This window comes from Enterobacter cloacae complex sp. SHL001, assembly GCF_049236825.1.
Taxonomy (GTDB): Bacteria; Pseudomonadota; Gammaproteobacteria; order Enterobacterales; family Enterobacteriaceae; genus Enterobacter; species Enterobacter hormaechei_C.
Genome location: NZ_JBMKIP010000012.1, coordinates 29,601 through 51,319 on the forward strand (window position 1 = coordinate 29,601; position 21,719 = coordinate 51,319).

General features: G+C 57.5%; 20 protein-coding genes. 8 read left to right on the forward strand and 12 right to left on the reverse strand.

Features of this window, described 5'->3' with window-relative positions:
- The first annotated feature begins 31 nt into the window (after positions 1-31).
- Entirely contained in the window at positions 32-1,417 is a 1,386-nt protein-coding gene (gene selA / locus ACOTYH_RS20935) for an L-seryl-tRNA(Sec) selenium transferase (RefSeq protein ID WP_033488025.1), read from the forward strand.
- Entirely contained in the window at positions 1,414-3,252 is a 1,839-nt protein-coding gene (selB, locus tag ACOTYH_RS20940) for a selenocysteine-specific translation elongation factor (protein ID WP_058686522.1), read from the forward strand. Before selA ends, selB begins: the two co-directional genes overlap by 4 nt.
- 3 nt (positions 3,253-3,255) lie before the next feature.
- On the opposite strand, the gene ACOTYH_RS20945 is transcribed toward selB, so the two are convergent.
- Positions 3,256-4,140: an ROK family protein gene (locus ACOTYH_RS20945; RefSeq protein ID WP_003860164.1), complete on the reverse strand. Its 885-nt coding sequence runs from the start codon at positions 4,138-4,140 to the stop codon at positions 3,256-3,258.
- Between the two features lie 166 nt (positions 4,141-4,306).
- Here ACOTYH_RS20945 and aldB point away from each other — a divergent pair, with 166 nt between their 5' ends.
- The 3 genes from aldB (at position 4,307) to ACOTYH_RS20960 (ending at position 6,699) form a co-directional block, all read left to right on the forward strand.
- Positions 4,307-5,845, forward strand: coding sequence for an aldehyde dehydrogenase AldB (gene aldB / locus ACOTYH_RS20950; protein ID WP_421637887.1), 1,539 nt, complete (start codon positions 4,307-4,309; stop codon positions 5,843-5,845).
- A 249-nt stretch (positions 5,846-6,094) separates the two neighbouring features.
- Positions 6,095-6,280 carry a type II toxin-antitoxin system HicA family toxin gene (locus ACOTYH_RS20955; protein ID WP_071788668.1) on the forward strand — a complete coding sequence of 62 codons (186 nt, stop codon included), beginning with the start codon at positions 6,095-6,097 and terminating at the stop codon, positions 6,278-6,280.
- A 14-nt stretch (positions 6,281-6,294) separates the two neighbouring features.
- Complete coding sequence (locus ACOTYH_RS20960) at positions 6,295-6,699, forward strand: type II toxin-antitoxin system HicB family antitoxin (RefSeq protein WP_023295606.1); 405 nt, start codon at positions 6,295-6,297, stop codon at positions 6,697-6,699.
- 55 nt (positions 6,700-6,754) lie between these two features.
- On the opposite strand, the gene ACOTYH_RS20965 is transcribed toward ACOTYH_RS20960, so the two are convergent.
- Both ACOTYH_RS20965 and ACOTYH_RS20970 read right to left on the reverse strand, forming a co-directional pair.
- Positions 6,755-8,704 carry a glycoside hydrolase family 127 protein gene (locus ACOTYH_RS20965; RefSeq protein ID WP_254309451.1) on the reverse strand — a complete coding sequence of 650 codons (1,950 nt, stop codon included), beginning with the start codon at positions 8,702-8,704 and terminating at the stop codon, positions 6,755-6,757.
- 10 nt (positions 8,705-8,714) lie between these two features.
- Entirely contained in the window at positions 8,715-10,115 is a 1,401-nt protein-coding gene (locus ACOTYH_RS20970) for an MFS transporter (RefSeq protein ID WP_149500541.1), read from the reverse strand.
- A 225-nt stretch (positions 10,116-10,340) separates the two neighbouring features.
- Between ACOTYH_RS20970 and ACOTYH_RS20975 the strand changes: the two genes are divergently transcribed.
- On the forward strand, positions 10,341-11,159 hold the full coding sequence (locus ACOTYH_RS20975; protein WP_032649828.1) for an AraC family transcriptional regulator: 819 nt from the start codon (positions 10,341-10,343) through the stop codon (positions 11,157-11,159).
- Here ACOTYH_RS20975 and araD read toward each other — a convergent pair whose 3' ends face one another.
- The 8 genes from araD to yiaK form a co-directional block, all read right to left on the reverse strand.
- The gene (araD, locus tag ACOTYH_RS20980) at positions 11,160-11,855 is read right to left on the reverse strand and encodes an L-ribulose-5-phosphate 4-epimerase (protein WP_015572759.1); all 696 of its coding nucleotides are present in this window, start codon (positions 11,853-11,855) and stop codon (positions 11,160-11,162) included.
- Complete coding sequence (locus ACOTYH_RS20985; protein ID WP_017693794.1) at positions 11,849-12,709, reverse strand: L-ribulose-5-phosphate 3-epimerase; 861 nt, start codon at positions 12,707-12,709, stop codon at positions 11,849-11,851. The genes araD and ACOTYH_RS20985 overlap by 7 nt, the downstream gene beginning before the upstream one ends.
- A gap of 2 nt (positions 12,710-12,711) precedes the next feature.
- Positions 12,712-13,365, reverse strand: coding sequence for a 3-keto-L-gulonate-6-phosphate decarboxylase UlaD (gene ulaD / locus ACOTYH_RS20990; protein ID WP_017693795.1), 654 nt, complete (start codon positions 13,363-13,365; stop codon positions 12,712-12,714).
- Positions 13,362-14,867: an FGGY-family carbohydrate kinase gene (locus ACOTYH_RS20995; protein ID WP_015572756.1), complete on the reverse strand. Its 1,506-nt coding sequence runs from the start codon at positions 14,865-14,867 to the stop codon at positions 13,362-13,364. The genes ulaD and ACOTYH_RS20995 overlap by 4 nt, the downstream gene beginning before the upstream one ends.
- Positions 14,868-14,943: 76 nt before the next feature.
- Positions 14,944-16,263 (reverse strand): MFS transporter, encoded by a 1,320-nt coding sequence (locus tag ACOTYH_RS21000; RefSeq protein ID WP_017382592.1) that lies wholly within the window; start codon positions 16,261-16,263, stop codon positions 14,944-14,946.
- 45 nt (positions 16,264-16,308) lie between these two features.
- The gene (locus tag ACOTYH_RS21005; protein WP_058689008.1) at positions 16,309-17,235 is read right to left on the reverse strand and encodes a DUF4862 family protein; all 927 of its coding nucleotides are present in this window, start codon (positions 17,233-17,235) and stop codon (positions 16,309-16,311) included.
- Positions 17,236-17,261: 26 nt separating this feature from the next.
- Entirely contained in the window at positions 17,262-17,729 is a 468-nt protein-coding gene (locus ACOTYH_RS21010; protein WP_015572753.1) for a YhcH/YjgK/YiaL family protein, read from the reverse strand.
- A 10-nt stretch (positions 17,730-17,739) separates the two neighbouring features.
- Positions 17,740-18,738: a 3-dehydro-L-gulonate 2-dehydrogenase gene (gene yiaK, locus ACOTYH_RS21015; RefSeq protein WP_015572752.1), complete on the reverse strand. Its 999-nt coding sequence runs from the start codon at positions 18,736-18,738 to the stop codon at positions 17,740-17,742.
- A gap of 224 nt (positions 18,739-18,962) precedes the next feature.
- On the opposite strand from yiaK, the gene yiaJ reads away from it, so the two are divergent.
- Positions 18,963-19,781 (forward strand): IclR family transcriptional regulator YiaJ, encoded by an 819-nt coding sequence (gene yiaJ / locus ACOTYH_RS21020; protein WP_015572751.1) that lies wholly within the window; start codon positions 18,963-18,965, stop codon positions 19,779-19,781.
- A 3-nt stretch (positions 19,782-19,784) separates the two neighbouring features.
- Positions 19,785-20,240 (forward strand): 4Fe-4S dicluster domain-containing protein, encoded by a 456-nt coding sequence (locus ACOTYH_RS21025; protein ID WP_023295598.1) that lies wholly within the window; start codon positions 19,785-19,787, stop codon positions 20,238-20,240.
- 7 nt (positions 20,241-20,247) lie between these two features.
- On the opposite strand, the gene avtA is transcribed toward ACOTYH_RS21025, so the two are convergent.
- On the reverse strand, positions 20,248-21,501 hold the full coding sequence (gene avtA, locus ACOTYH_RS21030; protein ID WP_015572749.1) for a valine--pyruvate transaminase: 1,254 nt from the start codon (positions 21,499-21,501) through the stop codon (positions 20,248-20,250).
- Positions 21,502-21,719: the final 218 nt, after the last annotated feature.

Sequence of the window (21,719 nt, forward strand, 5' to 3'; positions counted from 1 at the left end):
GGGGGAAGATATTTACTCGCCAGGCGCATTCATGACTACTCATCATTCCCTCTACAGCCAGATCCCCGCTACCGATCGTCTGCTTCGTGACCCGCGCATCACTGCGGTGCTGGAGCAGTTTGGCCATACTGCAACGGTCGACATGCTACGCCAGCTTCAGGACGATGCGCGTCGCCATATTCAGGCTGAGAACGCGCTACCCGGCTGGTGCGAGGCGTGGGAGCAGGAAGTTGAACGCAGGCTGAGCAAGCACGGGCAAAGCGCGTTGCGCCCGGTTATTAACCTGACGGGCACGGTTCTGCACACCAATCTGGGCCGGGCACAGCAGGCAGAAGAGGCAACAGAGGCCGTCACCCGTGCCATGCGCTCGCCGGTGACGCTGGAGTACGATCTGGACGGCGCCGGGCGTGGGCATCGCGATCGCGCACTGGCGGATCTTCTCTGCCAGATCACCGGCGCGGAAGATGCCTGCATTGTGAATAACAACGCGGCGGCGGTGCTGTTAATGCTGGCGGCCACCGCGAGCGGAAAAGAGGTTGTCGTCTCTCGCGGCGAGCTGGTGGAGATCGGCGGGGCGTTTCGTATTCCGGACGTCATGCGCCAGGCGGGCTGCACGCTGCATGAAGTGGGCACAACTAACCGTACCCATGCAAAAGATTATCGCGCGGCGGTGAATGAAAACACCGCCCTGCTGATGAAAGTGCATACCAGCAATTACCACATTGAGGGTTTCACCAAAACGGTGGAAGAGGCCGAACTGGCCGCCATTGGGCGCGAGCTAAACGTGCCGGTGATTGCCGATCTCGGCAGCGGGTCGCTGGTGGATATGCGCCAGTACGGTCTGCCGAAAGAGCCCATGGTGCAGGAAATGGTTGCCGCGGGCGTAAGCCTGGTCAGTTTCTCCGGTGATAAATTGCTGGGCGGGCCGCAGGCGGGGATTATCGTCGGCAGGCGCGAGCTGATTGCGCAGCTACAGCAGCACCCGCTGAAGCGCGCCCTGCGTGCCGATAAAATGACGCTGGCCGCGCTGGAAGCCACGCTGCGGCTCTATCTCCACCCGGAGAAACTGGCTGACCGCCTGCCCACGTTGCGTTTGCTGAGCCGTGATGCGGCCTCCATTCGCGCGCAGGCGGAAGCGCTACTGCCGCAGGTTGCTCCTCATTACCCTGAGTTTGACGTTCGTATCGAGCCTTGCCTGTCGCAAATTGGCAGCGGCTCGCTGCCGGTGGACAGGTTACCGAGCGAAGCGCTGACGTTCACCCCGCGCGACGGACGCGGAAGCCAGCTTGAGGCGCTGTCGGCGCGCTGGCGCGCATTACCGACGCCGGTGATTGGCCGGATCGGTGAGGGTCGCATGTGGCTGGATTTACGCTGTCTGGAAGATGAAGTGCGGTTTCTGGAGATGATGTTGAAATGATTATTGCCACCGCCGGTCATGTTGACCACGGCAAAACCACGTTATTGCAGGCCATTACGGGCGTGAATGCCGATCGCCTGCCGGAAGAGAAAAAGCGCGGCATGACCATTGACCTGGGTTACGCCTACTGGCCGCAGCCCGACGGTCGCGTGCTGGGCTTTATCGACGTGCCCGGCCACGAGAAGTTTCTTTCCAATATGCTCGCGGGCGTGGGCGGGATCGATCACGCCCTGCTGGTGGTCGCGTGCGATGACGGGGTGATGGCGCAAACGCGCGAGCATCTGGCGATCCTCCAGCTGACGGGAAACCCGCAGTTGACCGTCGCCCTCACCAAAGCGGACCGTGTGGATGAGGCGCGTATCGACGAGGTGCGTGAAGAGGTGCTGGCGGCGCTGAGTGAATACGGTTTTAAGGATGCGTCACTGTTTGTCACCGTGGCGACAGAAGGCCGCGGTATCGACGCTCTTCGCGACCATTTGCAGCAGATCCCGTCTCGTGAACATGCCAGCCATCACCGCTTCCGTCTGGCGATCGACAGGGCATTTACCGTGAAAGGGGCTGGGCTGGTGGTGACCGGCACCGCGCTGAGCGGCGAAGTGAACGTGGGCGATACCCTGTGGCTGACGGGCGTGAACAAACCGATGCGCGTGCGCGGGCTTCACGCGCAAAACCAGCCGGTGGAACAGGCCCACGCCGGGCAGCGTATCGCGCTGAATATTGCCGGTGATGCCGAAAAAGACCAGCTTAACCGCGGCGACTGGCTGCTGGCCGACGCGCCGCCGGAGCCTTCTGAACGGATCATCGTTTCTCTCCAGACCCATACCCCGCTGACCCAGTGGCAGCCGCTGCATATCCACCACGCGGCCAGCCACATCACCGGACGCGTGTCGCTGCTGGAAAACGATCTCGCCGAACTGGTGTTCGACTCCCCGCTCTGGCTGGCGGATAACGACCGCCTGGTTCTGCGCGATATTTCGGCGCGGGAAACGCTGGCGGGCGCGTGCGTGGTCATGCTGGATCCGCCCCGTCGCGGCAAGCGTAAGCCCGAGTATTTACAGTGGCTGGCCGCACTGGCCCAGGCCCGCGATGATAAGTCTGCGTTAGATATCCACCTTGAGCGTGGTGCGGTGGATCTGGCGGCGTTCGCCTGGGCGCGCCAGCTCAGCAGCGAAGGATTGCGTCTTCTGACGCAGGAGCCAGGTTTTATTCAGGCCGGCAACAGCCTGCTGAACGCGCCGGTGGCGGCGCGCTGGCAGCGCAAAGTGCTGAGCACGCTGGCGACCTACCATGAACAGCATCAGGATGAGCCCGGCCCGGGCCGTGAACGTCTGCGGCGCATGGCGTTGCCCATGGAAGACGACGCGCTGGTGCTGTTGCTGATTGAAAACATGCGTGAAAGCGGCGTGATTGCAAGTCATCACGGCTGGCTGCACCTGCCGGAGCACAAGGCCGGTTTTACCGCTGAGCAGGACGCGGTCTGGCAAAAAGTGGCGGCGCTGTTTGGCGATGAACCGTGGTGGGTGCGCGATCTGGCGCGTGAAACCAATACCGATGAGCAGCTGATGCGTCAGGTACTGCGGCATGCGGCGCAGCAGGGGATGATTGTGGCGATCGTGAAAGATCGTTATTACCGCAACGATCGGATCGTGGCATTTGCGAACCTGATCCGGGAGCTGGATCAGGCGCGCGGATCAACCTGCGCCGCAGACTTCCGCGATCGGCTGAACGTAGGACGCAAACTGGCGATTCAGATCCTGGAGTATTTCAACCGCATCGGGTTTACGCGTCGTCGTGGCAATGACCATGTGCTACGCGACGCGCAGTTATTTCCCTAAGCGTTAAGCGCTGCGCGCCTGCTTCTGCTTAGCCAGCCAGACCGCGCCCAGCCTTCCCGCCTGGTTACCCAGCTCGCAGGGAAGGATGGGCACCCGGAGCGCTTCCCACTCCTCGAATCGCTGTAGGTATTTATCCAGCAGGAGATAGATTTTCTCCTGCTCGCTAATGCCGCCGCCAATCAGCACCGCCTGCGGATCAAACATGGAGATCACGCTGTAGATGCCCCGCGAGAGGAAATGCGCCCACTCTTCTATGGCCTCACGCAGATGCACGTCGCTGTCCATGCGTTTAAACAGCTCCTCACCGTCAGGCATCTCATCTTCCGACACGGCCAGCGCGCGGCGGCAGGCTTTCATCAGGCCGCTGGCGGACGCCACTTCGTGCATCGGCTCGCCGTTGTTGCCAACGGGCAGCACGCCAAACTCACCCGCCCGGTAGTGCGACCCACGGTAGAGATCGCCCTCCATGACGATACCGCCGCCGATGCCGGTGCCGATGGTGATGCAGACAAAATGCTCATAGTCCTTGCCGGCGCCCTGCCAGCGTTCGCCCAGCGCCGCGCAGTTGGCGTCATTTTCGGTTGTTACGGGGAGATCGGTCAGCTGTGCGAAAAGCTCGCACAGGTTTTCACCGTCAAGGTAATCCAGCGCCCCGGCCTTGGCCGCTTCGCCGGTATGGTGATTGATGTGGCCCGGAAAACTCACGCCGATGCCGACGATCTCATGCTCCTGGCGGTACTTATCCACCACCGCTTTCCACTTCTGTTTGAAGGTGCTTTCATCGTCAGGCGTATCATATTCATCGGATGTCAGTTCTTCGCCGTTTTCGTTGATCACGCCGTGTTTGATGTGGGTTCCGCCCACGTCAAAGCCGATAAATAGCTGCATTGCATTGTTCCTCATGAGCCCCTGAGCTATTAAGTATGGCTCCGGCGGCAGAAACGAAACGTAAAGTACGGTAATCCGTGATACGGCTCGTAAACCCGTTACCGACTGGCGAGAAAATCACCAGCCGGAACTACCCTTGTTGTACACCTACTGCAAGGAGACGGTCATGACAAACAATCCTCCCACATCGCGTATCCAGCCAGGCGAGTATGGTTTTCCTCTTAAGCTGAAGCCCCGCTATGACAACTTCATCGGCGGCGACTGGGTGGCGCCCGTCGACGGTGAGTACTATTCCAACCTGACGCCCGTTACCGGCCAGCCGCTGTGTGAAATTGCCAGTTCGGGCAAGCGGGATATCGATTTAGCGCTGGATGCGGCGCATAAGGCGAAAGATAAGTGGGGACAAACGTCCGTTCAGGACAGAGCGGCCATTTTGTTCAAAATCGCCGATCGGATGGAGCAGAATCTGGAGCTGCTGGCGACCGCGGAAACGTGGGACAACGGCAAGCCGATCCGGGAAACCATGGCGGCGGACGTGCCGCTGGCGATTGACCATTTCCGCTATTTTGCGTCCTGCATTCGTGCCCAGGAGGGGGGAATAAGTGAAGTTGACAAAGATACCGTGGCGTATCACTTCCACGAGCCGCTCGGCGTGGTGGGGCAAATTATTCCGTGGAACTTCCCGCTGCTGATGGCGAGCTGGAAAATGGCGCCCGCGCTGGCGGCGGGTAACTGCGTGGTGCTGAAACCTGCACGCTTAACGCCGCTTTCGGTACTGCTGCTGATGGAGGTGATTGGCGACCTGTTGCCGCCGGGGGTCATTAACGTGGTCAACGGGGCCGGGGGAGAGATCGGCGAATATCTGGCTACTTCAAAGCGTATTGCTAAAGTGGCGTTTACCGGCTCAACGGAAGTGGGTCAGCAGATCATGCAGTACGCGACCCAGAACATCATTCCGGTCACCCTGGAGCTGGGCGGGAAATCGCCGAACATCTTCTTTGCCGACGTGATGGATGAAGAGGACGCCTTCTTCGACAAAGCGCTGGAAGGGTTTGCCCTGTTCGCGTTCAACCAGGGTGAAGTCTGCACCTGTCCGAGCCGCGCGCTGGTGCAGGAATCCATTTATGAGCGCTTTATGGAGCGGGCGATCCGGCGCGTGGAGTCGATTCGCAGCGGTAATCCGCTGGATAACGTCACCCAGATGGGAGCGCAGGTATCGCATGGCCAGCTGGAAACCATCCTCAACTATATTGATATCGGTAAAAAAGAGGGGGCCGATGTGTTGACCGGCGGTCGTCGTAAGGTGCTGGGCGGCGATTTGCAGGAGGGTTACTACCTTGAGCCGACCATCCTGTTCGGTAAGAACAACATGCGCGTTTTCCAGGAGGAAATTTTTGGACCGGTGCTGGCCGTCACCACGTTTAAAACCATGGACGAGGCGCTGGAGCTCGCCAACGACACGCAGTATGGCCTGGGGGCGGGCGTCTGGAGTCGTAACGGTAATCTGGCCTATAAAATGGGCCGCGGCATTCAGGCCGGACGCGTATGGACAAACTGCTATCACGCCTATCCGGCTCATGCGGCGTTTGGCGGCTACAAGCAGTCGGGCATCGGGCGTGAAACCCATAAGATGATGCTGGAGCACTACCAGCAAACGAAATGTCTGTTAGTCAGCTACTCCGATAAACCGCTGGGGCTGTTTTAATCTCCGGGCTCAGGCCGTCCCGGGTAGGGTGACCTGAGCCGGGTTAAAGCCGGGTGGCGGCTTCGCCTTACCCGGCCTACGAGAGTGTCCGCATTTTTATCTGCAACATGACATGCCTCCTTCTTCTTTTCTCGACGCCTCTTCCTGTTTCGACAAAGCCTGGCTGCACTGCCTTTTTTAATGCGCTAATGTCATTCAATCCAGTAGTGGTGGTGTGTATCATGTGTATAATCAGGGAAGGGTTGGGATGTGAAAAGTGCGGATATCATTGCTGTTCTGGTTAGCCATGGCTGGAAATGTGTAAGAACGAAGGGAAGCCATCATCAGTTTCGCCATCCAGTGCAAAAAGGGTTGGTAACCGTTCCGCATCCTAAAAAGGACATTAAACCGGGCACTCTCGCACAGATCTGGCGACAGGCGGGCATTAAACACTGATATCAGGAGTAGTTATGTTTTATCCGGCTTACATTCATTCTGATTCCGACGGTAGCGCCAGCGGTTTCTTCCCCGACGTTCCGGGATGTTTTTTTGCGGGGGATTCACTTGATGACGCTTTTCAGGATGCACGTGATGCGCTCACGGCGCACTTCGAAGCGCTGTTTGAAATGGATGAAGCATTGCCTCTCCCGGGTAGTGTCGAAGTGCACCTTGAAAATCAACCTGACGACTTCACAGGCGGGCAATGGTTGCTGGTGGATATTAATATGAAGCAATTCGACGGCAGAGCCGAACGCATCAACATCACGATGCCTCGACGTTTGCTGGTGAAGATTGATTCCTTTGTCAGCGAGCATCCTCAATTCGGCAATCGAAGCGCATTTCTGGCCGAGGCAGCACGTCGCGTGCTGCCGTAGCATTAACCCTCTCCCGTGGGAGAGGGCTGGGGTGAGGGCAACAGGCCGCAGTTATTCAGCTTTCATCCACCCATATCCGCATTTCCCCTTCTCCCCGGTTTGCCCAGCTGAACCACGGAATAAAGGTCAGCGTCCGGGGCTGACGTTCTACCGGCGAGTGGTCGTACTGCCACAGGGCATCAGTGCCCTTCGCCTGACACCCGATCCCTTCCGCCTGTATCAGCATCTTGTGCGCGAAAATGCCTTTGCCTTCGAAAACCCGAAACGCGCTGTCCTGGGGCAAAGAAAGGTTATGCAGATTTGTGCCGTTATCGGCTTCTTCCAGGCAGTAAACCAGCGGTCCACGCTGCAATGCGACTTTCCCCGCCTGCTGGCGCACCTGCGGGTTGCCGTACACGCGGCGGACCGGCATCGGTAACGTCAGCGTCAGCGTGTCGCCTTCCTGCCAGCTTCGGTTGAGGTATAAGTATCCACGGGAGACCTCGCCTGTAATGGCCTGACCATTGAGCGAAACAGCCGGTTCCGCACACCAGTCCGGCAGCCTCAGGGCCAGCGTGTGAGTCACCGGAACTGGTGAGGTAATCTCGATTTTCACCTGCTCATGCCACGGATAGTTCCCGCTAATCCGCAGCTGGAGGATGTTATCCCCAACCGGAATGGCGACGTCGTTCCCCACGTACAGGTTGATCAACAGCGCGTCCGGGCGAACGGTATAAATGTAGTGCCCCAGCGAGGTCAGCACGCGCGCAATATTCGGCGGGCAACAGGCGCAGCCGAACCAGCGCTGGCGCACCGGTTTGACGTGGTCATAGATATGGTTAAAGGCCAGGGTTTTCGGGTGCACTTCCAGCGGATTCACATAAAAGAAATGCTTACCGTCCAGCGCCATGCCGCCCAGCACCGTGTTGTACAGCGCGCGCTCCATCACGTCGGCGTAGTGGCCGTCCGCCTCCATCTCCAGCATCCGGCGGGCAAACATCATCAGGCCGATGGAGGCGCAGCTTTCGGCGTAGACCGTATCGTTGGGCAGATCGTAATCGCTGCTGAACGCCTCGCCGCTGCTTTGGGAGCCAATCCCGCCGGTGATGTACAGCTGGCGCTGTGCCATGTTGTTCCACAGCCGCAGGCAATCCTGACGTTTCCCCTCGTCGCTGCTCAGGCGCGCCAGATGTGCCATGCCCGCCATCAGATAGACAAAACGCACGGCGTGGCCGATGGCCGTTTGTTGTTCCGCAAGGGGCAGATGCGCCTGGCTGTAGGCTTTGTCCTTGACCATCCACGCCGGGCCATAGGTGTTCCAGTATGACGTTCTGCCGCGCTTCTCGTATTCGATATCGTAGAAGTGAGGCTGCGCGCCGCGTTCCTCAATAAAGTATTTCACCAGATTGAGATAGCGTTGCTCCTGCGTGACGTCGTACAGCCGCATCAGCGCCAGCTCGATTTCCGGGTGGCCAGGGTAACCGTGCAGCTGGTTTTCGCCCGGGCCAAACACGCTGTCGATATGATCCGCCAGCATGCACACCACGTCCAGCAGGCGGCGCTTTCCGGTTCCCTGGAAATACGCCACGCCCGCTTCAATCATATGTCCGGCGCAGTACAGTTCGTGGCATTCGGCCAGATTGGTCCAGCGCTCGGCCGGTGCTTTCACCGTGAAATAGGTATTGAGATAGCCATCTTCGCACTGCGCCGCTGCGACCAGCTCGATCACCTCGTCGGCGGTTTTTTCCAGTTCAGCATCCGGCTTCTGGCACAGCGACCACGCCACGGCTTCGAGCCATTTCGCCACGTCGCTGTCCTGAAAGACCATCCCGTAGAACTCCCCCTGTTCCAGACCGGCCGCAATGCGGAAGTTGGCGATGGCGTGGCTGGGTTCGGCCTCCGCCACGCGATCGTTAAGCGCATCCCACTGGTAGGGGATCACCACATCGCGGACCAGCCGTTGGTACTGACCAAGAAACGGGTCGTTGATTTTCAGCTGATGCAGGTCGGCTTCCATTATGGTCATATCGTTCTCCTCAGGACTGTAAATGACGCTGGCGCAAATCGGTGGCAATGCGCGACATCACGGGATTGTTAAGCCTGCACCAGCGGATAGCGACCGCCAGCAGCAGGTGGAAAAGGGCAGGAAGCAGCGTCTCCATGGCGGTGATGCCCTGCAATGAGGCGGGTGTCTGGTTAGCTGCGCCTGGCTGATAGGCCACGGCAATAAACACCAGGCTGATGATCCCGGCGCTGGATGCCCACGCGAGCTTGATGAAAAACAGATTGAAGGCGAAGTTCATCCCCGATGAGCGCACGCCGTTTTTCCATTCGCCGTAGTCATCGGCAAAGGCCATCAGCGAGAAGTGCAGCGGCAGGGTGAAGCCCAGGATCACGCCGTTACTTAAAATCACGATCAGCCAGAGCGTCTGGTGCGCCGGGCCACCCGGCAGGAACCACATTCCCACCGCAAGCGCAGCGAGTATCAGGTTGGTGTAGTAGTAGAGTTTGACGGTATCAATCCGCCGCGACAGCGGACTGACGATCACCGCGCCCAGAATAGCGGCAAAGGTCACCATGGTGAAAAACAGCGAGGTGTACGCCGTGCTGCCCTGAAGCACGTAGGTGATGAAGTACATGTATCCGCCGCCGCGAATGTTGAAGACGTTGATCAGCAGAAACGACATCACCAGCATCAGCAGCAGCTGATCGTTTTTCCGCAGGCCCGCCAGGTGCTCGCGCAGGGTGAATTTACCCATCAGCGCAAGCGGGACGCGCTCGCGCACCCAGAAGAAGCAGCACAGGAACATCACCACGGCGATGGTGCACAGCACGCCGACGCCCAGCTGATAACCCCGGGCGGTATTGCCCTGTCCCAGCTCTGACACCAGCCACGGCAGGCCAACGGAGACCAGAAAGCCCGCCACGCCGCACAGTACGAAGCGCCAGGACTGGCAGGATATAACCTCGTTGTGGCGGGTGGTCATGGTGTTGATCAGCGCGCAATATGGCACGTTGATGGCGGTATAGCCCACTGAAAGCAACAGATAGGTGCCGAACGCCCAGGCGATTTTCACGCCCATGCTGGCGTCCGGGACGGTGAAGGTCAGCACGCCGACGATCCCGATGGGAAGCGCGACCCACAGCTGCCAGGGACGAAAACGCCCCCAGCGGCTCTGCGTGCGGTCGGCAATCACGCCCATCACCGGATCGGAAATCGCGTCAAATACCCGAAGGGCAATAAACAGCGTGCCCACCAGCGCGGGCGTCAGGCCAAATACATCGGTATAGAAAAAGGTCAGAAAGTTCATGATCAGGCAGGTAATTACCGTGCCGCCCGCGTCGCCCAGGCCGTAGCCAATTTTCTCGCGGACTGACAGCCGGTCATCGGCTGCCTGTTTTGCAACTTCTGCGTCTGTAATCGGTGTGGAAGTCATGGGGTAACTCCTCGATAAACGATTTTTTATCGTATTTGTGCAAGGTACCCCATTTATTCTGCATTCAACGGGCAGACCAACAAGGGAAGGGAAAAGTATAAAAAGGTGACAATTCCGACCTGATGGTAAAACTGTGAGTTTGATCGAGCCGTTCTGCTGATATTTATTAATAATCAAGGGATAAAGACAATATCAGCCATCATAAAAGCGGAAAAATGAATATCCATGCTTGAATTATCCATAGCACTTCCGATCAGGGTTCAAAATGGCGGGTTATTTATCTCCCGGGGCGTAGGCCGTCATCCCGCACGAAAATTATCTTCGTGGGAGATAATTTTTGTCGAAAAAGGGACATTAACGATCCAGGAGGAAAATACGCTGTTTGAGGTAAATGCTGGCGAGAGTTTATTACTTTGGCCGAAGCGGCGGCATGTCGGCGTGGAAGATTTTCCGGGCGATCTCAAATTTTACTGGCTGCATTTTGAGGTGGATGAACGCTTGCCGGTGTTGCCAGGCGCGACGCCGCTGTCGATTGAGCAACACTGTAGCGTGCGAGATCCGCAATATGTTATTGCGTTATTCCGTCAGTTTTTAAGCGAGCAGGAAAAATTACAGCGTAGCCAGGCGCTGGAGATAATTTTGCTGTTAATTTTGCAGCAGATATCGCTCTCGCCGGGATATGAAGATAAAGCGGATGATGCGGGCGCGGCAATGGCATGGAAGGCCAAGCAGCTTATCCGCACGCACTTTCATTTGCCCCTGTCCACTTCGCAGCTGGCAAAAGAGCTGCACTGCAACGCAGATTACCTGGGGCGAGTATTTCGTCGGACGTTTCATTTAACCCTGACGGAGGCAATTCACCGCCAGCGCGTCAGGGCCGCTGAAAAACTGCTGCTGAACGATGCGGCCTCATTAACTGAAGTGGCCGCCCGGTGCGGTTTTAATGACGTGGGTTATTTCCGGCAAATATTCTCAAAACATACCGGGTTAACGCCCGCCGTCTGGAAACGGCGGTACTGTAAAGAGCATATTAATTCCGGATGATCACTGGCCGTAATAGGCATTTGCGCCATGCTTGCGCAGGTAATGCTTATCCAGCAATTCCTGCTGCATAACCGGAAGCTGAGGTGCAAGCTGGCGCGAGAAAAGCCCCATATAGGCGCACTCTTCCAGCACCACGGCATTGTGTACCGCATCGGCAGCGTCTTTGCCCCAGGCAAACGGGCCGTGAGAATGAACCAGCACCGCCGGGACCTGCATCGGGCTTATGTCGCGCTCCTCGAAGGTTTTGATAATGACTTCCCCCGTCTGGTATTCATATTCACCCGCGATTTCAGCCGTGGTCATCAGCCGCGTGCAGGGGATCGCACCGTAAAAATAGTCCGCGTGCGTCGTTCCCCACGCGGGTAAATCCTGCCCCGCCTGCGACCAGATGGTGGCGTGGCGGGAATGGGTATGCACAATGCCGCCAATTTCCGGGTAACGACGATACAGCGCGAGATGGGTCGGGGTGTCGGAGGAGGGTTTTTTACTCCCCTCGACCACTTTACCCGTGGCGATATTTACCACCACCATATCTTCTGCGTTCATCACGTCGTACTCCACGCCGGATGGTTTGATCACCATCATGCCGCTGGCACGGTCAACCGCGCTGACGTTGCCCCAAGTGAACGTCACCAGCTGGTGGGCGGGCAGGGCGAGATTTGCCGCCAGCACCTCGGCTTTGAGTTGTTCTAACATGTCATGCCTCCTTCCTGCATTCGGGCTTCAATCCAGCGGCGCGCCTGGATGATCTCCAGCACCGGCTCTTTGGCTTTCTCGGTCCACATTTCAATCAGAAATGCGCCGCGATAATTAAGTTGATTCAGCGTGTTAAACACGCCAACGAAATCGACGCAGCCCTCGCCAAACGGCACGTCGCGGAACTGTCCGGGGCTTTGCTCGGTAACGGGCCGGGTATCTTTCAGGTGGATAGCGGCGATGCGGTCAATGCCCAGCGTCAGCTCGGCGGTGACGTCGTTGCCCCACGCGCTCAGGTTGCCGACGTCCGGGTAAACGCTGAACCACGGCGAGGCGAGCATGTCGTCCCACTTTTTCCACTTGCTGATGGAGTTCATAAACGCAGTGTCCATGATCTCTACCGCCAGCATTACCTGCGCGGCTGCAGCCTGCTCTACGGCCCACGCCAGCCCTTCGGCAAAGCGCTGTTGCGTGCCCTCGTCGTGCTCCTCGTAGTACACGTCATAACCCGCAAGCTGGATGGTGCGAATACCCAAATCACGGGCCAGCCGGATGGCTTTGGTCATGATCTCGCGGGCGCGTTCGCGCACGATTTCATCGCGGCTGCCAAACGGGAAGCGACGATGGGCAGATAAGCACATCGACGGGATGGCCACGCCGGTCTCCAGCATCGCTTCCACAAGAGAGGCGCGCTGCGTGGTACTCCATTCAAGGCGCGATAAACGCTCGTCGGTCTCATCCACCGACATCTCCACAAAATCGAAGCCGCAGCTTTTTGCCAGAACCAGGCGCTCCGGCCAGGAGAGATCTTTTGGCAGCGCTTTTTCGTAAATGCCTAACGGATGCTGACGCATGGTTACTCTCCCCAGATGTCGCGGATTTGCGAATGGAATGCCTGTGCCACCTGCGGCGGATTATCGGCGCCTGCCAGCGCGCGCCCGGCAATGAAGGCTTTGACGTTGATCTGCTTAAACAGCGACAGGTCAGCGGGGGTGATACCGCCAGTTATAGAAAGCTGCAAACCGATATCGGACAGCGCCTTCATTTTGCTGAGATCCGCCTCACCCCACTGCTGGCCGCTGGCCTGTGCGTCGCGCCCGCGGTGGTAAATCGCCTGCTTCACCCCGATGCGATGCCACGCGCGCGCGTCGTCCAGCGTCCAGTTGCCAAACAGCTCCATCTGGATCTCGCCGCCGCCGCGTAGTGCGACCTCGTGACCACGTTCAACGGTGGCCAGCGGGGCGGCACAGATGATGGTCATCCAGTTTGCGCCTGCGCCAAACGCCTGCTCAGCCAGCGTTTCTCCGGCATCGGCGACTTTCCAGTCCGCCACGATAATTTTATCCGGACACTGCGCACGCAGGGCGCGAACGGCGTTTAGCCCTTCGGTCAGGCATAGAATGGTGCCGGCTTCGACGATGTCGACGTGATCGGAAAGCGTCGCGACATCGCGCTGCGCGGCCTGAAGCGAGGTGTGGTCGAGCGCCAGCTGCAATAATGGTCGGCTCATAGGTCGTACTCCTTAACACGGGCGTGATAGCCCTGTAATGCTGAAATCAGTAGCTGGTAACGGTGATATTTGCGCTGGTAGGCGGCATGGGCACGCATGTCAGGTTCAATCATCCGGATGTCATGCCTGAGGGCGCGCTGAGCGGCGTAAAAATCGGGATAAAGGCCTGTACCGACGAGCGCGGCCAGCGCCGCACCGGAACAGCCGGTCTCTTCCACCTGCGGGAGTTCAATCGCCAGGCCGCTGACGTCCGCGAGCATCTGCATCCACACGTCCGAATGGGTTGGGCCGCCCGTCACGCGCAGGGCCTGCACGTGGGGAAAGCGTTCGAGCATACGGTTGAGGTGGGTCATATGGCTGAATACCACCCCTTCATAAACCGCCTGGAGGAGGTGCGCGCGGGTATGCAGCGCCTGCAAGCCATAGAAGCCGCTGGTCATCTCCAGCCCGGCGTTGCTGCCGTAGAGGAAAGGCAGGAAGAACACATCGCTTTCAGCTTTTGGCAGGCTGGCCACGGCGTGGTTAATCTCATCGAATGACATATCGCCCCATTGGGCCGTCAGCCATTCCAGGTTGCCGGACGACGTGGGGCTGGCTTCATGAACGATGAACTGCTGCGGATGGACGTAGCGGCCATAGACGTAGGGGAAAGGCTCGTTGTCGCGGATGCCGTGGGCAATCCCACTGGTTACGGCCCAGGTCCCCATTACGGCATTCAGCGTATGTTCGTCATGCAGCCCGGCGCAGATCGCGGTGGAAACCACATCAAACAGTCCACCAACGACGGGAGTACCCGCCGTGAGACCGGTCAGTGCGGCTGCCTGAGCGGTGATTTCCCCGCAAATTTCTGCTGAACCGATAATAGGCGGCAGGGCACCGTCAATGTCGCTGATGCCGAGCCAGCGCGTGAGCTGCGGATCGTACTGCCCGGTATTCATGTTGTAGAGATTGGATTCCGAGATGTTGCTCTCTTCGCAGCCTTTGACCCCGGTCAGACACCAGCGCAGGTAATCGTGCGCCATCATCACGCTGCCGATTTGCTGATACCGCTGCGGCTCGTTCTCTTTAACCCAGCGCAGGAGTGAGGCCGGATGCCCCGTCCACAGCGTCTGGCGAGTATGCGGATAGAGCTTTTCGGGTATACCGTCCTGCTGCCAGCGTTGCACGATCTCCAGCGCACGGCGATCGGAGGAGAGTATGGCGTTACCCAGGGGGCGATCCTGTTTATCGAGCAGAAACAGCCCCTTGCCCTGGGCTGAAATGCCAACGCCTTTGATCTGACCGCCGTCAGCGCCTGAATTTTTGAGCAGCAGGGCGACGGTTTTGTGGCAGTGCTGCCAGAGCTGGTGCATATCCCGCTCGGCGTAGCCGGCGCGGGGGCTGAGCGTGGCCACTGAGCGGCGTTCAATACAGACTTCTTTGCCCTGGCTGTTGTATAAACCGGCTTTCAGATAAGTACCGCCACAATCGATACCCAGCCAGAAGGGCTCTTTTTCACTCATCTTCTTCTCGCTTAATTGCCGGGTGGCGCTTCGCTTACCCGGCCTACGGTTTGGTTTAGTGGGTCAGGTGAGGGCCTCAGGCCGCACGCTTATGCGAGTTCACCGTGGGATTAGGCTCTGCTCCGGCATCGCATTTCGCCGGTAACAGCAGGGCCAGCAGCGATGCCAGCGCCAGCGAAACTGCCAGGCAGTAAACGCCTGCGTCTTTGCTGTACAGGGTGATCAGTACGCCTACCGCATAAGGACCGCAGAACCCGCCGAGGTTGCCCAGGGCATTGATCACGCCGCGAGCGCCGCCCGCCATCTCAGCGCTGAACAGACGCGCCGGGATGGTCCAGAACACGCCTGCTGCGGATTGCAGGAAGAAGCCACAGCCCACCAGCGCGGCATAGGCCAGCCAGGTGTGCTCTTTCAGCGCCACGGAGAGGAACATGCAGAGCGCAAAGCCAATCAATGGCAGGGAGACAAACAGCTTGCGCTTGCCGGTGCGGTCAGAGAGCGAAGAGAACAGGAACATACCGGCAATGGCGCCGATGTAAGGCAGAATGGCGAGCATTCCCACCTGGCCGATGCTGGTGTGCGTCAGTTCTTTCAGAATGGTGGGCAGCCAGAGGGTGTAACCGTAAATGCCGGTCTGGTAGAAGAAGTTGAGGGCGATCAGCTGCCACATGGTTTTGTCAGACAGCACCGCGCTGAGCGAGGCGTTTTTCACCTCTTTACCCGCAATGGCCTGCTGCTCTGCCGCCAGGGTTTGTACCAGGTAGTTTTTCTCGGCCTCTGAGATCCAGCGCGCTTCCTGCGGCCGGTCGTAGACGGTGAACGCCCACAGCACCAGCACAACAACGGACATCAGACCTTCAATAATGAACAGCCAGCGCCAGTCGAGAGCGGTAATAATCCAGCCCGACAGCGGGGCGGTGATGATCCCGGCGATGGGCACGAACATGATCACAATCGCGTTGGCGCGGCCGCGCTCGGCATCCGGGAACCAGTTACTGATCATCGTGAGCACAACGGGCAGCATCCCACCTTCCGCCACGCCGAGTAAGAAGCGCAGCACCAGCAGCTGATACTGGTTGGTCACAAGCCCGGTCAGAACCGAGATCACCGCCCAGGCAACCAGCGACCAGCCGATAAACTTCTTACCGCTGCCGTGCACGGCGATTTTGCCGCCGGGAACTTGCAGGAACAAATAGCCGATAAAAAAGATCCCCCCCGCCAGGCCCGCCATCGTGGCGGAAATGCCCAGCTCTTCATCCATACCGCCGGGCATCGCAAAGGCTATATTTACGCGGTCCATATAGGAAATAATGCAGGCGATAAGAATAGGGGGAATGATCCTTAGCCAGCGCTGGCGCGGAATGTCCGCGTGTAGAGCATTAGAAGAAATATTCATAGTTAATATCTCATTGAAGGTAACCGGAAAATGTATTCTTTATTTTTATTGTGACGCTTTATTCATAGCGCTAATGCCGTCGCGCAAAATAGCGATGCGATGGCTGACGTCAGCATTAGCATTTATTTCCAGTAATTTAATACCGGAGAATTTCAATGTTGCGGCGCTCGCCGCAGTAAACAGCGTTTTTACATGTTCAGTGGACATGAGACTGTCGGCGCAGAACGAAGAAAACGGCGCGTGCAGATCCTGCCATTCTCCATACTCACCGTGAGGGGTCGTGCCCGAAAACATCAGCGCCCCCAGCTTCCCGGCAGCGAGTGCCGCCTGAACATGTTCCAGTGGAAGGGTGGTATTGCGACCTTCGATAGCCGAACGTGCCCAGTTGATACAGACGCTGATATTGGTATCTTTCACAACCTCCAGCACCTGCTCTAAGGGCAAGAACCCTTTACGCGGCGCCGGACCGGTCATCGCATCACAGTGTTCCAGCACCAGATCGCAGCCCCAGTCCCAGCTCGCGATTTCCCGTACCGAGCGGGAGAATGCTTCTGTCGCTTGCTCGACAGAATCATTACCCGCCTGCGGTGCGGCCTGCATTTCCAGAGCGATCACTTTCCCGGGAAAGCGGGTGTTAACGGCATCAATCTTTTGATGCAGATGGCGGTAATATTCAATGCACGCTTTACGCTGTTCTTCGTCCGCGGACGCCAGGCCAAACGCGCCGTTGCTGCCGCGGCGGCGCATGGTTTCCATAACGGCTGTGACAACGATCTGCCAGTCGCCCGGCGTATGACAAAACAGCCATTCATCACCAAACGGATGGAGATTTTCAAGGCAAGGTTGTTCCAGCCCGCGAATATTTGGCGTGTCGGAAAGTTCCCGCCAGAAGGCGTATTCTTCCTGCTCCCCTTTCTGGTGAAATGAGGGTGCACAGGGGTACGCACCAATAATAAAACCGGTGTTGGTCATTTCGCATTCCTGTATTTATCAGAAAATTAATCTAATTCGCTGATGGCCACTTTCACCACAATTTTACGAATTGCGGATCCCTTGTTTTTAATACAGGCAGGACGATGAACATCCTGCGGGAAAAATATGGCGTAACTGCCAGGTATCATTTCGATAAATGACTCATGTTCGCTGTCGTGATAAAAAATAATATCCCGTTGCTCCAGCAATGATTCGCTGATTTTGTTATTCCCGGTATCAATAGCAATACCGATTTTTTCTTCGCCCCAGGCCAGAAACTGGATATCCAGATAGCGGCGATGGACTTCAGGGCGGTTCTCGTGCTGTTCCTTTGTGGTGAGGTCGAGAACCTGGGCAAAAATGTTGCGGCCTTCAATTTCGATCACGCCCGGCGCCAGGGTGGTGAAATCCGTGGTACGCAGAAAATTAAGCGCCTTTTCTATCGCCAGCGGCAGGCGACATGGATTTGGCTGTGCAATATGTCCGAATATCATGACCCACTCCTTACAGAGACTGGATTTTCGCCCACACGCTGTCGTCAACCGTGATGCCGTTGCGGCGATTCTCCTCCAGCAGGCGTGTGAACTCATGGCCTGGCAGACGGACGGCGACATTTTCATCAGCGCGTTCTGCGGTGGTGATGAAGTCCATGATGCGCTGTAGTTTGGCATCGCGGGTTGGACCGTCGATCAGGCGATCCACTTCGATGGCGATAAAGATCTGCGATACGCCGTATTCGTCGCTGTTGTCCTGGGTCACTTCCGCGACGGACGCGCCGTCAGAGAGCAGGGTGGCGATCATGTCGAGCACAATCGACAAGCCGGAACCTTTCCAGTAGCCCATGGGCAGAATGCGACGGTTTTTCTCAATCACGCCCGGCTCTCTGGTCAGATTGCCTTCATCGTCAAAGCCGCCGTCGACCGGTAATTCGCGTCCGGCCAGGCGATTCACCTCCAGCATGCCGTAGGAGAACATCGACATCGACATATCGACCATGGTGATTGGATTCGACGGGATAGCGACGATCAGCGGGTTTGTGCCGATGCAGCATTCTTTTGATCCCCACGCGGGCATCACGGCAATAGAGTTGGTCCAGCAGATGCCGATATAGCCTTTCTCCGCCGCCTGCCAGCCGTAGCTGCCGCCGCGCATCCAGTGGTTAGCGTTACGCAGCGCCACCAGGCCGATCCCGTGATCGGACGCCAGCTCGGTAGCACGGTCCATCATCTTCTTCGCCGTCAGGTTGCCGATGGAACGCTGGGCATCCCACTGTTCGATGGCGCCTAATGTCGTTACGCGTTTCGGCTGGGCGTCAGGGATGATGTCGCCTGCGTCAAGCTGCTGAATAAATCGCGGGAAGCGGTTGACGCCGTGTGAATAAACGCCGGACTCCGTGGTGCGGGCGAACATCTCGGCGCAGGCGTCTGCGGTATCCGCTTTTACACCGCGATCGAGCAGAACCCGATTGAACGCCGCTTTCAACTCTTCGAAGGTCACTTTCATCCCTGTTCTCCTGTTTTTTTAGGGGCAAGTGCGAGTGCTTTTTTATCGCTAAATTTCACTATACGAAATCTGATTTCAAATATAACGATCAAATTTTGTCAGATCAACGACATTCACGTTTTTCAAAATCGATTAAAATCAAATGGTTGTGTTTTTTCTGTTGAGATCGTGAACTAAACCACACTTTGCGCTACCATCAGGGCGCGATAAACAGGAGCCATTTGATGAGCATAAAAGAGAGCGAAATGACGCAAGAAAAAGAGAGGCCAGCAGGTAGCCAGAGCTTGTTTCGCGGCCTGATGCTGATTGAAATCCTCAGTAACTATCCGAACGGGTGTCCGCTTGCGCATTTATCAGAACTGGCGGGGCTGAATAAAAGCACCGTGCACCGGTTATTGCAGGGGTTGCAGTCGTGCGGGTACGTGACGCCGGCGCCGGCGGCAGGGAGCTATCGTCTGACCACCAAATTTATCGCCGTCGGGCAAAAGGCGCTTTCATCGCTCAATATTATTCACGTGGCGGCGCCGCACCTCGAGGCGCTGAACATTGCCACCGGCGAAACGGTCAACTTCTCCAGCCGTGAAGATGATCACGCGATCCTGATTTATAAGCTTGAGCCGACAACCGGTATGCTGCGCACGCGCGCATATATCGGCCAGCATATGCCGCTCTATTGTTCTGCGATGGGCAAAATCTATATGGCGTTTGGCCATCAGGATTACGTGGCGAGCTACTGGGAAAGCCACCAGGAACAGATCCAACCTTTGACCCGCAACACCATCACCGAACTGAGCGCGATGTATGATGAGCTGGCGGAAATTCGCGATCACAGTATGGCGATGGATAAAGAAGAGAACGAGCTGGGGGTGTCATGTATCGCCGTGCCGGTCTTTGATATTCACGGGCGCGTGCCCTATGCCATCTCCATTTCGCTGTCGACGTCGCGCATGAAGCAGGTGGGTGAGAAAAACTTGCTAAAACCGCTGCGTGACACGGCGGAAGCTATCTCGAAAGAACTGGGGTTTAACGTGCGCGAGGCGTAACTGATGAACCGATTTATTCTGACGGATCCAGAAAAATGTATCGGGTGCCGCACCTGTGAGGTGGCGTGCATGATGTCGCATCAAAGCAGCGCCACGCCAGAAGCGCTTACGTCACGGATCCGCGTGGTTAAGGGGGGTACCTTCACTACGGCGGTGGGCTGCCACCAGTGTGAAGATGCGCCCTGCGCGAATGTCTGCCCGACGGGGGCCATTCACCGCGCTGCGGGAGCCTGGCTCGTTGAGCAGGCTCGCTGTATCGGCTGCAAAAGCTGTATGGTGGCGTGCCCGTTCGGGGCAATGCAGGTTCGGGTCGTGGAAGATCGCGTTCAGGCGCTGAAATGTGATTTGTGCGCGCATCGCGAGGGCGGTCCCGCCTGCGTCGAAGCCTGTCCCACCCACGCGCTGCGCTGCATAGACCCCGCCAGATTACGCGCGGAACGGCTGCGTAATCTGGCCTGAGGTTTTATTAACCGGCCTCGCGCCAGGCGTTCTCAATCTCCTCGGCGAGAATTTTCACACCCGCTTCGATTTTTTCCGGGTCCGGGACGTAGTTCATGCGCATGCACTGGTGCGTGTGCGGCCACGGCTTATCCAGCCCCGGGAAGAAGTAATCCCCTGGCACCATCAGTACGCCACGTTTTTTCAGACGCTGATAAAGCAGCTCTGTCGTAATGGGCAGATCCTTAAACCACAGCCACAGGAAAATTGCCCCTTCCGGTTTATGGATCAGGCAGCGTTCTTCCGGTAAGTAGCGGCGAAGGATGGCAATAGTTTCCTGAACGCGCTGAGAGTAAAACGGCTTAATCACCTCATTCGACAGGCGCAGCAGGTCGTTACGCCTGATCATCTCGCACATCATCGCCGGGCCGATGCCGCCAGGAGAAAGGCTAATAATGCCGTTCATGTTGGTAATGGCGGTGATGATTTTCTCGTTAGCAATGATAATGCCGCAGCGGCTGCCCGGCAGGCCCAGCTTGGAGAGGCTCATGCAGAGGATGATATTCGGGTTCCATAGCGGACGCGCTTCGCTGAAGATGATCCCCGGGAACGGTACGCCATAGGCGTTATCGATCACCAGCGGGATGCCGTGCTGATTCGCCAGCGCATCCAGCTTCATCAGCTCGTCGTCGGTGATCACGTTGCCCGTCGGGTTGGTGGGACGTGATACGCAGATCATGCCCGTCTCTTCACCGATATGCAGATGTTCAAAATCGACGTGATATTTGAACTGGCCCTCTGGCAGCAACTCGATATTCGGGCGTGCGGAAACAAACAGGTCTTCTTCGAGGCCGGCATCGGCATAGCCAATATACTCCGGTGCCAGCGGGAACAGCACTTTTTTCGTGGTGCCGTCGGCGCGGCGTCCGGCGAACAGATTGAATAAGTAGAAAAACGCGCTCTGACTGCCGTTTGTCAGTGCAATATTCTGTGGTTCGATATCCCAACCCAGCGCTTCCCGCAGCATTGCCGCCAGAAGCGTCAGTAGTTCTGTTTTACCCTGAGGGCCGTCGTAATTACATAGCGCATCGGTTGCTTTACCGTTTTCCAGCATCTCTGCCAGCAGCGTCTGGAAGTAGGTGTTCATCTCCGGAATTTGAGCCGGGTTTCCGCCACCAAGCATGATAGCGCCTGGGGTGCGCAGCCCGTCGTTGAGGTCCTCCATCAGGCGGGTAATGCCTGAATGGCGGGTAAATTTGTCGCCGAATAGTGAAAACGTCATAGCAGGTGATCTGTCGGGCTTAATATGAAAGGCAGTAACCATAACGCCAGCACCGTGTTGGTGCAAATCGGCGAATGTGGTCGGATTTGTTGTTTTATGTGGTAGGTTTGTATTTGTGTGGTGAATTGTTCTGGTGAATGCCCCTCACACCGGCCCTCTCCCCCTGGGGCTGAGAGTTCCCCACAAAATAATGCCTGCACAGACGGCCCCCTCTCCCT

Bases quoted from the DNA above. Each gene is read 5' to 3' on its own strand.
- ACOTYH_RS21025 (WP_023295598.1), top strand. From the start codon at position 19,785: ATGAACCGATTTATTCTGACGGATCCAGAAAAATGTATCGGGTGCCGC.
- ACOTYH_RS20970 (WP_149500541.1), bottom strand. From the start codon at position 10,115: ATGACTTCCACACCGATTACAGACGCAGAAGTTGCAAAACAGGCAGCC.
- avtA (WP_015572749.1), bottom strand. From the start codon at position 21,501: ATGACGTTTTCACTATTCGGCGACAAATTTACCCGCCATTCAGGCATT.
- ACOTYH_RS20975 (WP_032649828.1), top strand. From the start codon at position 10,341: ATGCTTGAATTATCCATAGCACTTCCGATCAGGGTTCAAAATGGCGGG.
- ACOTYH_RS20945 (WP_003860164.1), bottom strand. From the start codon at position 4,140: ATGCAGCTATTTATCGGCTTTGACGTGGGCGGAACCCACATCAAACAC.
- selB (WP_058686522.1), top strand. From the start codon at position 1,414: ATGATTATTGCCACCGCCGGTCATGTTGACCACGGCAAAACCACGTTA.
- yiaJ (WP_015572751.1), top strand. From the start codon at position 18,963: ATGAGCATAAAAGAGAGCGAAATGACGCAAGAAAAAGAGAGGCCAGCA.
- yiaK (WP_015572752.1), bottom strand. From the start codon at position 18,738: ATGAAAGTGACCTTCGAAGAGTTGAAAGCGGCGTTCAATCGGGTTCTG.
- ACOTYH_RS20985 (WP_017693794.1), bottom strand. From the start codon at position 12,709: ATGCGTCAGCATCCGTTAGGCATTTACGAAAAAGCGCTGCCAAAAGAT.
- ACOTYH_RS21010 (WP_015572753.1), bottom strand. From the start codon at position 17,729: ATGATATTCGGACATATTGCACAGCCAAATCCATGTCGCCTGCCGCTG.
- selA (WP_033488025.1), top strand. From the start codon at position 32: ATGACTACTCATCATTCCCTCTACAGCCAGATCCCCGCTACCGATCGT.
- ACOTYH_RS20995 (WP_015572756.1), bottom strand. From the start codon at position 14,867: ATGAGTGAAAAAGAGCCCTTCTGGCTGGGTATCGATTGTGGCGGTACT.
- ACOTYH_RS21005 (WP_058689008.1), bottom strand. From the start codon at position 17,235: ATGACCAACACCGGTTTTATTATTGGTGCGTACCCCTGTGCACCCTCA.
- aldB (WP_421637887.1), top strand. From the start codon at position 4,307: ATGACAAACAATCCTCCCACATCGCGTATCCAGCCAGGCGAGTATGGT.
- ulaD (WP_017693795.1), bottom strand. From the start codon at position 13,365: ATGAGCCGACCATTATTGCAGCTGGCGCTCGACCACACCTCGCTTCAG.
- ACOTYH_RS20965 (WP_254309451.1), bottom strand. From the start codon at position 8,704: ATGACCATAATGGAAGCCGACCTGCATCAGCTGAAAATCAACGACCCG.
- araD (WP_015572759.1), bottom strand. From the start codon at position 11,855: ATGTTAGAACAACTCAAAGCCGAGGTGCTGGCGGCAAATCTCGCCCTG.
- ACOTYH_RS20960 (WP_023295606.1), top strand. From the start codon at position 6,295: ATGTTTTATCCGGCTTACATTCATTCTGATTCCGACGGTAGCGCCAGC.
- ACOTYH_RS21000 (WP_017382592.1), bottom strand. From the start codon at position 16,263: ATGAATATTTCTTCTAATGCTCTACACGCGGACATTCCGCGCCAGCGC.